12 protein-coding genes are annotated in these 13,035 nt (G+C 52.0%); 11 read left to right on the forward strand and 1 reads right to left on the reverse strand.

The features are described from left to right. The 8 genes from uvrC to ACI32D_RS01250 all read left to right on the forward strand — a co-directional run. Positions 1-1,410, forward strand: a 1,410-nt coding sequence (gene uvrC, locus ACI32D_RS01215) for an excinuclease ABC subunit UvrC (RefSeq protein WP_439774843.1), incomplete at its 5' end; no start/stop codon positions are given. Positions 1,411-1,478: 68 nt separating this feature from the next. Further along, positions 1,479-2,801 carry a GTPase ObgE gene (obgE, locus tag ACI32D_RS01220; protein ID WP_439774844.1) on the forward strand — a complete coding sequence of 441 codons (1,323 nt, stop codon included), beginning with the start codon at positions 1,479-1,481 and terminating at the stop codon, positions 2,799-2,801. A gap of 53 nt (positions 2,802-2,854) precedes the next feature. Next, positions 2,855-4,798 (forward strand): acyltransferase family protein, encoded by a 1,944-nt coding sequence (locus tag ACI32D_RS01225; protein ID WP_439774845.1) that lies wholly within the window; start codon positions 2,855-2,857, stop codon positions 4,796-4,798. 31 nt (positions 4,799-4,829) lie between these two features. Continuing rightward, entirely contained in the window at positions 4,830-5,759 is a 930-nt protein-coding gene (gene rnz / locus ACI32D_RS01230; protein ID WP_439774846.1) for a ribonuclease Z, read from the forward strand. 11 nt (positions 5,760-5,770) lie between these two features. Further along, positions 5,771-6,565 (forward strand): SDR family NAD(P)-dependent oxidoreductase, encoded by a 795-nt coding sequence (locus ACI32D_RS01235; RefSeq protein ID WP_439774847.1) that lies wholly within the window; start codon positions 5,771-5,773, stop codon positions 6,563-6,565. A 114-nt stretch (positions 6,566-6,679) separates the two neighbouring features. Further along, positions 6,680-6,871 (forward strand): 50S ribosomal protein L32, encoded by a 192-nt coding sequence (rpmF, locus tag ACI32D_RS01240; RefSeq protein ID WP_003614010.1) that lies wholly within the window; start codon positions 6,680-6,682, stop codon positions 6,869-6,871. Between the two features lie 68 nt (positions 6,872-6,939). Then, positions 6,940-8,505 carry a bifunctional metallophosphatase/5'-nucleotidase gene (locus ACI32D_RS01245; protein WP_439774848.1) on the forward strand — a complete coding sequence of 522 codons (1,566 nt, stop codon included), beginning with the start codon at positions 6,940-6,942 and terminating at the stop codon, positions 8,503-8,505. A gap of 86 nt (positions 8,506-8,591) precedes the next feature. Then, positions 8,592-10,487, forward strand: a complete 1,896-nt coding sequence (locus ACI32D_RS01250) for an SNF2-related protein (RefSeq protein ID WP_439774849.1) — start codon at positions 8,592-8,594, stop codon at positions 10,485-10,487. Here ACI32D_RS01250 and ACI32D_RS01255 read toward each other — a convergent pair. After that, entirely contained in the window at positions 10,484-11,143 is a 660-nt protein-coding gene (locus ACI32D_RS01255) for a hypothetical protein (protein WP_439774850.1), read from the reverse strand. The two genes, ACI32D_RS01250 and ACI32D_RS01255, sit on opposite strands and share 4 nt — an antisense overlap. A gap of 148 nt (positions 11,144-11,291) precedes the next feature. Between ACI32D_RS01255 and ACI32D_RS01260 the strand changes: the two genes are divergently transcribed. The 3 genes from ACI32D_RS01260 to ACI32D_RS01270 form a co-directional block, all read left to right on the forward strand. After that, positions 11,292-11,855 carry a TIGR01440 family protein gene (locus ACI32D_RS01260; protein ID WP_439774851.1) on the forward strand — a complete coding sequence of 188 codons (564 nt, stop codon included), beginning with the start codon at positions 11,292-11,294 and terminating at the stop codon, positions 11,853-11,855. A gap of 139 nt (positions 11,856-11,994) precedes the next feature. Continuing rightward, positions 11,995-12,708: a GntR family transcriptional regulator gene (locus tag ACI32D_RS01265; protein WP_439774852.1), complete on the forward strand. Its 714-nt coding sequence runs from the start codon at positions 11,995-11,997 to the stop codon at positions 12,706-12,708. 191 nt (positions 12,709-12,899) lie between these two features. Further along, positions 12,900-13,035 (forward strand): PTS sugar transporter subunit IIB (locus ACI32D_RS01270; protein ID WP_439774853.1); only part of this gene is annotated, 136 nt, incomplete at its 3' end.

Here is a 13,035-nt window from a genome sequence, read left to right on the forward strand (position 1 = left end):
AACGTCTACGCGGCCAGCGCGACTTTAAAATTCATCCAGAAGGTCTTTCCTTTGCGCCGCTGCAGCGGCTATACTGGCCGGCCTTGCCTTTACTACCATATGGGTCAGTGCCTGGGCAGCTGCTTTAAGGAAGTGCCGCAAAGTGAATATGATGAGCAGATCAAGAAGATCAAGCGCTTTTTGAACGGGGACATCCAGGAAGTCAAGAAAGACTTGACGAACAAGATGATGCAAGCTTCAGCCAACCTGGAATTTGAAAGGGCGGGGGAACTCCGGGACCAGCTCAAATACATTGAAGAAACGGTTGAAAAGCAGAAGATCATCTCCAACGACCATACCCAAAGAGACATCTTCAACTATTACGTGGACCGGTCCTGGATTTCCATCCAGGTCTTCTTTTTGCGGCAAGCCAAGCTCTTGCGGCGGGAATCGCACATGTTTCCTTTGACTGATGAAACTGATCCGGAAGACGAATTCATGTCCTTTATTGCCCAGTTCTACGCGCAAAAAAACCGGGTTAAGCCCAGGGAGGTCCTGGTGCCTAAAGGCATCGACCAGGATGAACTGGCAGCGGCGATCGGCATCAAGGTCCGGACCCCGCAAAGAGGGCAGAAGGCTTCTTTGATGGAGATGGCCAGAGAAAATGCCCAGTTGAAGCTGGATGACAAGTTCCGCCTGCTGGAGCTCGGCCAGCGCAAGACCAAGGGGGCCCAGGAAGAAATTTTCAAGGCCCTGGGTCTGCCTTACGGGTCATACATTGAGAGTTTTGACCACTCCCATATTCAAGGGGCAGACCCGGTCTCGGCCCTGGTTGTCTTTAAAGACGGGGAGCCCTTTAAAACTGGCTACCGGAAGTTCAAGCTGAAGGGGGAAGTCGAGCACCAAAACAGCGCCGATGAAGTCGGCAACACCCGGGAAGTCGTCCGCCGCCGCTACAGCCGCCTGTTAAAAGAACATGAAAGAATGCCGGACCTCATCCTGATGGACGGGGGGCAGATTCAGGTGGAAGCCTGCGAGGACGTCTTAAGAAATGAGCTGAACCTGGATATTCCGGTAGCCGGGATGGTAAAAGATGACAAGCACCGGACCAACCACCTCTTGTACGGTGATCCTTTTAACGGCCAGCCTTTTAAAATGATCCCAATGGACCCGAAGTCAGAGGGCTTTTACCTTATGACCCGGATCCAGGATGAGGTCCACCGCTTCGCCATCACCTTCCACCGGCAGACCCATGCCAAGAATTCCCTGGTCAGCCGGCTTGACTCCATCAAGGGCATCGGCCCTAAGAGCCGGACCAAGCTTTTGCGGAAGTTTGGCTCTTTAAAGAAGATCAAGGAAGCTTCAATCGACGATCTGCGCAAGGCGGGACTGACTTTAACCCAGGCGCAGGCTGTCAAAATTTCCCTTTAGCTATTGGGCAAAATAGCTTATTATTAAATGGTAACAATTAACGAAAGAAAGAAAAGGTTAGAACAAGAATGCCAACTCCTTCAACATTTGTTGATCAAACTAAAATTGAAGTCCAAGCCGGTAAGGGCGGGGACGGCATGGTGGCCTTCCGCCATGAAAAATTCATGCCTAATGGCGGACCAGCTGGCGGTGACGGCGGCCGGGGCGGCTCCATCATCTTTGTGGCCGACAATGGCCTCAGAACCTTGATGGACTTCCGCTACCGGCGCAAGTTCAAGGCTGAGCCTGGCGAAAACGGCCGCATCAAGGCCCAATACGGCAAGGCGGCCAAGGACCTTTACCTGAAGGTGCCAGTCGGCACGACCGTCTATGATTTTTTCACCGGTGAGGAAATCGGTGACTTGGTCAAGGACGGCCAGGAACTGGTCGTTGCTAAAGGCGGCCGGGGCGGCCGGGGCAACATCCACTTTGCCACCAGCGTCAACACGGCCCCGGAAATCGCGGAAAACGGGGAACCAGGTGAATTCCGGACCCTCCGCTTGGAACTGAAGGTCCTGGCTGATGTTGGTCTGGTCGGCTTCCCGTCTGTCGGCAAGTCAACCCTTCTGTCAGTCGTCACCAGTGCCAAGCCGAAGATCGCGGCTTACCAGTTTACTACCTTGAAGCCAAACCTGGGCATGGTCCTGCTGCCAGACGGCCTGGACTTCTCCATGGCCGACCTGCCGGGCTTGATCAAAGGGGCCAGCCAGGGGGTAGGGCTGGGGATCCAGTTCCTGCGCCACGTGGAAAGAACCAAGGTTATCCTGCACATGGTCTCCATGGACCCAAACAACGGCAGGGATGCCTACGAAGACTATGAAACCATCTTGCACGAACTGGCTTCATATACGGAAGATGACCTCTCCAGCAAGCGGGAAATCATCGTGGCCAGCCAGATGGACATTCCAGGTGCTGATGAAAAATTAGCCCAGTTCAAAAAGGACCTGGCTGCTCATGGGGTTGACCAGGAAGTTTACGAACTCTCCAGCGTCACCCACCAAGGCGTTGACCGTTTGATGAGCCGGGCGGCTGACTTGGTCAGCGAGGTTGAAGCCCAAGAAGCAGCAGCCGCCGTCAAGCCGCAAGAAGAGGTCAAGACTAAGACCTACAAGTACCACCGGCCAGAAAAGATGGAATTCACGGTTGAAAAGCTTGCTGATCATGAATTTGAAATTCACGGCGAGCAGCTTGAACGCTTGGTAGCCATGACCAACCTGGACCACCAGGATGGGATCATGCGCCTGGCCCGCCGCTTGAAGAAGATGGGCGTTGATGATGAACTGCGGGCGCAAGGCGCTGTCGATGGAGACGACGTTTACATTGGCGACTTCAGCTTCGAGTTCGTGCAATAAAGGATAGATTGAGACTTTTAGAATAGAGAAACGAAAGTTAGAGAATTGAAAAAATGAAGAAACGATACATTACTGGCTATGCTGGTTTGCGTGCTTTGGCCGTAATTGGGGTAATCCTGTATCACCTGGACCCGGACCACTTTGGCGGAGGCTACCTGGGCGTGCCGATCTTTCTGGTTTTGACAGGCTATCTGGTAACTGATCAGATTATGGCTGCCTACCGCAATCATGGCTATTTTGACATTAGGGCTTTTTACCAACGCCGCTTTAAGCGCTTATACCCGCCGCTGATTGCCATGCTCTGGCTGACCAGCGCGTATATCGTGCTTTTTCAGCGCAACCTCTTAAACAAGCTCTACCAGATCGTCGCCAGCAACCTGCTGGGCGTGTATAACTGGTGGCAGATTTTTAACGGACAGAGCTACTTTGAACGTTTCGCCAATAATGAATCGCCTTTTACTCACTTGTGGACGATGGCGATCGACTGGCAGTTCTACTTGCTCTGGCCACTGGTGATGGCCCTCTTGGTCAAATTCGTCAAAAGGCGGCGGAACATTTTCTGGGTTCTGGTTGGCCTGTCAGTTCTGTCGGCAGTCGAAATGGCCCTGCTTTTCCGGCCAGGCCAGGATACCAGCCGAATCTACTATGGAACCGACACCCGCTTCTTCTCTTTGGGCCTGGGCAGCGCCATGGCCATCCTCTGGCCTTTTGAGGAGCTGGACAACCGTTTCACCAAAAGCGATGGGGTCGTCCTCAACTGGACTGGTTTAGCCACGCTGTTTGGGATGCTGCTGCTTATGTTCTCGCCTTTGATGAACGCGCAGACGGCTTTCCCATATTATGGGGGGATGTTTATCTTCAGCTTCTTCGTGACGGTTTTCGCCGCTGTGATCGCGGCTCCGGTCGGAATCTGGAACCGGCTGATGACCAACCCGGTCTTTGACTGGCTGGGGTCAAGAAGCTATGAAATCTACCTCTACCAGTTCCCGGTCATGATCTTTTTTGAAAGCTGGGTCAGTGACCTGGCCGACCACGTTGCCCTTTACCGGGTGATCGAAGTCGTCTTGATTCTCTTGATCAGTGAACTGACTTACCGGCTTTTTGAAAAAAGACGCTATACCGGGGAAGGCATCCGCTACAATCTGGCCAAGCTCTTCCATTGGCCGGTCAAGGTTTCAAAAAGCTGGCTGCAGACCGCGGCCTTCTTCCTGGTCTTCCTAATTGGCAGCGGCGGAATTATCTTCTCCCCGCTGGCCAAGGCTGACAACAAGGATGGGGCTTTGATCAAGACGATCAATGACAACTCCAAGCAGCAGGCTGAGATGAACAAGAAGGCCTTGGAATCAATCAAGAGCTCGCAAAAGGCGGCCAAGAAGTCGTCTAGCAGTCAGAGAACGCAGACGTCCAAGGCCAAGACCAAGTCAAAAACGACTAAGTCTAAGACCAGCGGGAAAAAGGTCAACCAGGAATTTGAGAAGTACGGAATCAGCCAGGCTGACCTGCAGGAAGCGCAAAAGCTGCAAGTTACGGCAATCGGCGACTCGGTCATGGCTTCTTCAAGTGACATCTTGCACCAGCTTATGCCGCACGCGGTTATCGATGCTACGGTTTCCCGCCAGGCTGACGTGGCTCCTCAGCTGCTTCAGTCTTATGCCCAAAAGGGCGAACTGCAGGACAATGTCCTGCTCGGCCTTGGGACCAACGGGCCTTTTACTGATGATGAGGTTAAGCAGATCATGCAGATTGTGGGTCCAAAGCGTCATCTTTTCTGGATCAATGTCGTCGTGCCGACCCGGTCCTGGCAGAACCAGGTCAACCAGCAGCTGCAGGCCTTGGCTAAAAAGTACAAGAACTTGACCGTCATTGACTGGTATGGCTACGCGCACAGCCAGTCCAGCTGGTTTTACGGCGACAAGACCCACCCGAATGACGTGGGGCAAAACTACTATAGCGCGTACGTCGTCAAAGAAATGGTTCGCGCCAGCGAATCGAATTAGCCTTTTTTAATTGGAAAAGAATGGGAGTTAAATGGAACTGGAATTTCTTGGAACCTGCTCGGGCCAGCCGTCAAAATTGCGGAACGTCTCGAGCCTGGCTTTAAAACTACTGGATGAGCTGAACGAGATTTGGCTCTTTGATTGCGGGGAAGCAACCCAGCATCAGATTCTGCGCACCAATATCCGCCTGCGCAAAATCACGAAGATCTTTATCTCACACAACCACGGCGACCATATTTTTGGCCTGCCGGGCCTTTTGTCAACCAGGTCTTTTCAAGGTGACGTTGGCCCCTTGACCATCTATGGGCCAGCAGGGATTGAACAGTTTGTCAAGACATCTCTCAGGATTTCCAAAACCAAGATTTCCTATCCAATTAAATTCGTTACCCTGGAAGAGGCGGGCAAGATCGTCAGCGAGCGGGGCTTTGAAGTCTATACTGAAAAGCTGGATCACCGGATCGACAGCTGGGGCTTTCGGGTAGTCGAGGCTGACAAGGCCGGTGAGCTCTTAATGGATAAATTGGCAGAATTTAAAGTGCCAAACGGGCCGCTCCTTGGTAAACTAAAGAGGGGCGAGCAGGTCGAGTTGGCTGACGGCACGGTTTTAAACGGCAAGGACTTCCTGGGTCCGGCTAAAAAAGGCCGGGTGGTGACCGTGATTTACGACACCCGGTCCACACCTTCAATCCGCCGCTTAGCCGACCATGCCGACGTCTTAGTCCATGAAGCAACTTTTGACGCCAGCGAAAGCAAGCTGGCCAGGGATTATTACCACTCAACGTGCACACAAGCCGCTGAGACGGCCGCCGCCTGTCAGGTTGGGCATTTGTACCTGACTCATGTTTCGGCCCGCTACGTGGGCCCTCTGGCCAGCCAGATGGTCAAGCAGGCCCGGGAGATTTTCCCGGCCACGACCCTGGCCAGGGACCTGGACAGCTTCGTAGTTCCAATGAAAGGTTAACGTGTTTAAAGATGAATGATTCATTACGCAATAAAGTTGTAGTTATTACCGGGGCCAGCAGCGGGATTGGCCGCTCAATCGCCCTGGAAAGCGCCAGCCGGGGCGCTACGGTCGTTTTGCTGGCCCGTCGCCTGGACAAGCTGGAGGAAATCGCGGCTGAAGCCAGAGAGTTGTCTGGCTCAGCAGCTTTTGCCGTTAAGGCAGATTTGGGCCTGGCCAGCGACATTGAAGCGGCTTTTGCCCAAGTCAAGGAAAAGGTCAAGCATATCGACTACCTGGTCAACGCGGCTGGTTTCGGCAAGTTTGAAGAATTCATGGAAGCTGACATGCAGGACGCTACGGAAATGTTCCAAGTCGACGTCTTGGGCTTGATGTACATGACCCGGCTTTTCGGCCGGCTCATGCTGGAGCAGGGCAGCGGGCAGATCATCAACTTCGGCTCCATGGCCGGCAAGGTGCCGACGACCAAGTCAGCTGCTTACAGCGCCGCCAAGGCAGCCGTAATCCAGTTCTCCAACGTCCTGCGCCTTGAACTGAAGCCTTTCGGCGTCAAGGTTATGACCGTCAACCCGGGCCCGGTTTACACCAACTTTTTCAACATTGCCGATGCAAGTGGCCAGTACGTCAAGAATGTGCAGGCTTTCATGCTTGATCCAGACGACGTGGCTTGGGAAGTAGTCCACTACTTCGGCTCAAACAAGCGTGAGCTCAACCTGCCGGTCAGCCTGGCGGCTTTGGCCAAATTGTACAACTTGTTCCCGGCAATTGGGGACAGATTGTCGCTTGAATTTGCCTCCCGCAAATAAATAAAGTAAGGTTTTTCTTGATTTATTTGCCAGGCAATAGTATTATTTAATTACTTGAGTATTTAGGTCAACGACCTGATACTGTGATACTACAATAAAGGAGATCAGTTATAAATGGCAGTTCCTGCAAGACATACTTCTAAGCAAAAGAAACGTTCACGTCGCGCTCACTTGAAGCTCAGCGTGCCAGCAATGCACTACGACGCAACTACTGGTGAATACCGTTTGAGCCACCGTGTTTCCCCTAAGGGTTACTACAAGGGTCGTCAAGTAGTCAGCGAAAACAGCGCTAGCGATAACGACTAATTTAAAAGGCACCTGTTTTTTCTGGTGTCTTTTTTTATGCCAAAAATTAGGATTGAGGAATTCGAAAAATGAAACTGGTTTTTTTACATTCAAGCGACACCCACGGCTACCTGCTGCCAACTGACTACCAGACCACGGGCGAATATGACGCTCCCTTTGGTCTGAGCCGGGTAGCCAGCGCCATCAAGGCTGAAAAGGCCAAGTGGGGGGCAGACCACGTGATCGTGACTGATGCCGGTGACTGCCTGCAGGGGTCTCCCTTAGCTGCTTACACCCATGGCAGCAAGAATTTGGACAACCTGGCCCGTTTTACCGCCGCCTACAACGCGGTTGGCTATGACGTCCGCTGCCTGGGCAACCATGACTTTAACTTTGGCCAGGACTACATGGCCTACTACGTGGACAACAACAAGGCCCCATTCGTCAACTGCAATATTTTAGACGCCGAAACCCAGGTGCCGACTCTGGGCCGGGACTACCTGATCTTGGAAAGAAGCGGGGTCAAGGTTGGCGTTTTAGGGATTACCACCCAATACATTCCTCACTGGGAAGCGGCTGACCGGATCAAGGGCCTGGCCTTTAAGTCGGCCTACGAGCAGATTGCCCATTTTGCCAAGATCATCAAGCCGCAGGTCGATGTCCTGGCTGTCCTTTACCATGGCGGCTTTGAAAGCGACATTGCCAGCGGGGAAGCGACTGAACCGCACAACGGGGAAAATGAAGGCTACCGGATTCTGACCGAGATCCCGGAAGTCGACGTGATGCTGACGGGCCACCAGCACCGGAGACTGAACATGATCAGCCCGTCCGGCAAGCCATGCGTGCAGCCGGGCTACCGGGGCGAGGCAATCGCTGAAGTAGTTTTGGACCTGGAAAAGACGCCAGCAGGCTTCAAGGTAAAGCAGGCAACCAGCGAATTGATCGATACCAAGGACTTTGATTCAGATCCAGAAGTTGAGGAAATCGTTAAGCCACTTGATGCAGCCACTCAGAAATGGCTTGACCAGCCAATTGCCCACCTGGACCAGCCGGCGCCAATTGAAGACGCCAACAAGGGGCGGATTGAAGGGGCACCTTTCATCAACCTGCTCCAGCAGATGCAGCTCTACTTCACCCACGCTGACCTCTCAGCCACAGCTGTGATGAACGATGTGGCCAAGGGCTTTGGCAAGACGGTGACCATGCGGGACATTCTTTTGAACTACCCATACGCCAACCAATTGGTCAGCGTCAAATTGACTGGCAAAGAGCTCCGCCATATCGTTGAGCATACAGCCAGCTTTTTGGAAAAAGACGAAGATGGCAAGATCCACTTTATTGACCGCTATCTGAAGCCAAAGCCGGAACTTTACCACTTTGATGTCTTTTATCCACTGGAGTACGAGGCTGACCTCTCCAAGCCGGTTGGCCAGCGCTTGACCAAGCTGAAGCTCAAGGGCCAGGATATTCAAGATGACCAGGTCTACCACCTGGCCGTCAACAACTACCGGGCTAACGGGGGCGGCTTCTACCCTGAATACAGCTTGGACAAGATCGAATTTTCCTTGGATAAGGACTATGTCCAGATGTTCAGCGAATACTTGACTCAAGGGGATGTCAAGGTCGACACGAAGAAGTACTACCGCTTCTATTAGTAACGAATAGCGAAGAAAAAGGCCGCCAGGCCTTTTTTTCATGGCCTTGTGGCATAATTAAATAATAGCAGCTAAGGAGGTGGAGTATGCCAGGAGAAAACGTGCGCGTCCAAGGAAAAGTGGTCAAGAGCCACTTGACATCATTTGTTTCGGCCGAAGAATTGCGGCAGGTGCAGGCAGCAGAAGAATTAGCCGGCCTGCCGGTTCACCAGAAGCCCTATGCTTTCGTGACCTTGAAAGATTGGCAGCTGGTCTGCGGCCATTTAGAAGCGAATTTACCTGGAGCAGTCGCTTCTTTTGAGGCGGCCGAAGGGGTCCTGCCCTGGCTGGCCAAAGAAGAAAGCGGCAAGCTCAAGCAGATTTTTGGCCAGGAAGTCCCGGCCGAGCAAGTGGTGACCTTGACTCTCAGCCAGGTCGAGAAAAAAGGCAATTGGCAATTGCAGCTGGACGGGGTCATCATGGCTGCGAAAAAGCCAAATGAGGAAAAAACAGATAATACAGAAGAAAAAGAAGTTAAAGAAGTAATAGTAGCAAAAGAAAAGACTAAGTCTTTTTCTGGTCAAATGGTCGATGCCCAAGTCAAATTAGGCGGGCAGACTTTGCCCCTGCATGACTACCAGCTCTACAGCATGAACTTTATTATGGAGCATCCTTACTGCGGGATTTTCTTGGATATCGGCCTGGGCAAGACTTTGACTACTCTGGCTGCCCTGGCCAAATTACGCGAAGAGGGGATGAAGGGGCACATCTTGGTGATCGCGCCAAAGACCGTGGCCAAGTCAACCTGGCAAGATGAGATTGACAAGTGGGACTTGCCTTTTAAGACCCAGTCTTTTTTAACTGATAAAAAAGGCCGCCAGCTGACCCCAGCCGACCGGCAGGCCCTCTACGAAGACGCCGCGGCTAAAGCCGCCAAGGGCGACTGGCAGCTGTATTTTGCCAGCCGGGACCTGGTCAGCAAGTTGGTTGACCTGGGCCCTTGGCTTTTTAAAAATGTAGTCATCGACGAGTCCCAGTCTTTCAAGTCGCCGGCTTCCCAGCGCTTCAAGGCCTTAAAGAGCGTGCGGAGGCGGATTCAGCGCTTGATTGAGCTGACCGGGACTCCGGCGCCTAATTCCCTCCAGGACTTGTGGTCGCAAATTTATCTCTTGGACCAAGGAAAAAGGCTGGGCAAAAGCATCACGGCCTACCGGCAGCAGTACTTTGAGCCGACCCTGCTGGTCAACAATCATCCGGTCAAGTGGCGGCTTTTGCCAGGCAGTGAGGAAAAAATCTACCAGGCCATCGACGATATCGTCATCTCCATGAAAAATACCAGGCTGAAATTGCCAGAACTGACAGAGAGCCTGGATTGGGTGGAAATGCCCCCAAAGGCCAAAAAGAGCTACCAGCAGCTGAAGAAAGAACAGGTCCTGGACTTGCCTGGCCAGGAGATTACCGCCGATAACGCGGCCGTTTTGGCTGGCCGCTTGCGGCAATTAGCCAGCGGGGCCATCTATGAAGAAGACGGGGTGCATTACCAGGAGATTTTTGCCGGGAAACTGGAAAGGTGTTTCTACTTAACGGCAAATACGGCCACGCCCAGCCTGGTGGCCTATTATTTCAAGTCTGATGCTGCCCGCCTTTTAGCCTTTTACCAGAAAAACGGGGTCAAGGCAGAAATTTTTGACGGCTCTGCCGGCATGATCCGCCGCTGGAACAAGGGCAAGATCCCGGTCATGCTGGTCCAGCCGGCCAGTGCCGGAGCGGGCCTTAACCTGCAAGAGGGGGGCCACACCTTGATTTGGTTTACCCTGCCCTGGAGCCTGGAGCAGTACCAGCAGATGAACGGCCGTCTTTACCGGCAGGGACAGAAAAAGCCGGTCATCATTCACCATCTTTTGACGAAGGGAACGATTGACCGGCATGTTTTAGCCAGTTTGAAAAAGAAGGACCTCTCTCAGCAGGCCTTGCTGGCCGCGGTCCGGCGGACGGTTAACTAGTCGTCCGGGCTGTATTTTTTGAAAAAGAAGCTCTCAATCCAGGCCGGATCCTGCTTCAGCCGGAGGTAGCTGCCCAGACTGAAGATGAGGCTGCCGGCAAGGTCGGCGATCAAGTCACCCATGGTATCCATCAAGGCTGCCCGGCCGGCCAAGTCCCGGCCCGCTGACATGTAGCGCTGCAGGTTCATGTTAAAAAGGCCGTCACAGGTGAATTCATAGCATTCCCAAAGGACCCCGCACAAGACGGCGAAGGCTACCCCATACAGGCATAAAAAGCCGGCAGGCAGCTTTTCCTTGAACTTGAAGCAGCCCAGGATGGCCCAGGCTAATCCAAAGAGCAGGGCCCCGCTGATTAAGTGGAGGAACTTGTCCCAGTAAGGGATGTAGTAGAAGTGGTAGGCATCCCCCAGGTAAATGGCGCAATAGATGAAGGCCAGGAAGAAAAAGTACAAAAAAGAGGGCAGGTAAAAGCGCAGCCACTTGCTTAACAGGGCCGGCAGGAGTACCAAAACCAGGCCAGCCCCGGTCTCAAGGACCAGGAGCAGACTGCCGGACTTGCCTTCTGCTAATTGCCAGGCAGCGGTAAGCAGGGAAATGGCCATTGAGAGGGCAACGAAGACAAAAGAAAACTTGAGCGGCAAACTTTGCTTGTGCATTGGAAGCGACACCTCACTAAACATGAACAGGAATTTTTATTATTTTGCCTATATTTTAGCAGATATGCTTATGCCTGCGGCAGAATCTGCTGACTGAGTTACAATAAAAGCAGCAGGCAAAGCAAGAAATAAGATTGGAGGAAAAAAGATGGATTTAGCAGAAATTCAAAGACAGGCCAAGCAGGCCGTCAGTGAAATCGTCGAGGCATCCGGAATCAAGGCCGGCCAGTTTTTCGTGGTTGGCTGCTCTTCAAGCGAGGTTTTAGGCGAAGCAATCGGCACCAATACCAGCACTGACGTTGCTGAAGCCCTTTACCAGGGGATTAATGAAGTTTTGGCGGAAAAGGGGATCTACATGGCAGCCCAGTGCTGCGAGCACTTAAACCGGGCCCTGGTCGTCAGCCGGGAAGCAATGGAAAAGTATGACTTGGAGCAGGTTAACGCTATTCCCCAGCCAAACCATGCCGGCGGGGCCTTCGCGACCGTCGCCTATCAAAAGTTGCCCAACGCGGTACTGGTAGAAGACATTGACGCCCGGGGGGAAGCCGGGATCGATATCGGTGGTACCTTGATCGGGATGCACCTGCACCCGGTGGTAGTTCCCTTGAGGATCTCCCTAGATAAGATCGGGGAGGCCAACATCATCTGTGCTCGCCGCCGGCCAAAGTATGTCGGCGGCCAGCGGGCCATCTATGATGAGTCTTTGATGTAAAAAGTATGTTTAAGTTTTTGTAAAAATAATAGATGATTTGCTATTGGTACTTAACTTTTGATAGCAAAAACTTGCGGATGTTGATAAAATAAAATTACGTTGTTATTAATTAACGCATTAAGAAGCAAGGTGGCAGTTCATGAAGAAGTATCAACTAATCGCAGACACAATTAAGCAGCGGATTATCGACGGTGTTTATCCCCAGCAAAGTTTTTTGCCTAAGCAGGAAGAACTGGCTGAGGAGTTTTCGGTTAGCAAGATCACGATCAAGAGTGCTTTGGACTTGCTTGAGCGGGAAGGCTTCGTTTATAAGGAATCAGGCTTGGGGACTCTGGTCTTGTCCAACTTGACCTTGCTGGGTCAACACGACTCACCGGTCAATTCCTTTGCCGGCCTGTCATCTGAAGTTGGCAATGACCGGATCAGCAGCAAGATCTTGAAGTTCGAAGTCTGCTTCCCCTCGGCTGACTTATGTGAGAAATTGAATCTGGACGAGAATGATCCGGTTTATGACATTGTTCGTCTGCGCCTTTTGGATGGGGAACCGCTGGTGATTGAGCATACCAACATGCCGGTCAGCCAAGTGCCGGCCTTGTCCAAAAAAATTCTGGAGGGGTCGATCTACTCTTACCTGCACAAGAAGCTGCATATCAAATTCGGCGGGGTCTTCCGCCGGGTCCGGGCTGATTTGCCGGATGAATATGACCTGCAGTACCTTGGCGCCAGCGAAAACACGCCGATTTTGGAAATTGAGCAGATCATTTGGACTAATACAGGGGTCAACATCGAATATTCCCGGTCAAGAAACCTCTACAACAAGCGGTCTTACATCATGGTTGAAACCAATCATTAATAATCTGGACATAAAGCCAGGTGGAATTTTCCACCTGGCTTTTCTTTTTGCTTATTAATGGGTAAGTAAAGTCTAACAAAAAATAAAACATATTTTTTAAATAGACTAGACATAATCTATCTTTGGCACTATACTATTCTTTGTAAGCGATAACACATGTCCGTAAAGAGAAGTTCTAGGAGGTAATTAGAATGGCTGAAAAAACGATTATGCTGTGCTGCTCAGCAGGGATGAGTACCAGTATGCTGGTTAAGAAGATGCAAGAAGCTGCCAAGAAGGACGGCTTGGACTACGAAATCTTTGCTTGTCCAGCAGCTGAAGCTGATT

The organism is Lactobacillus sp. (assembly GCF_051873315.1).
GTDB lineage: Bacteria > Bacillota > Bacilli > Lactobacillales > Lactobacillaceae > Lactobacillus.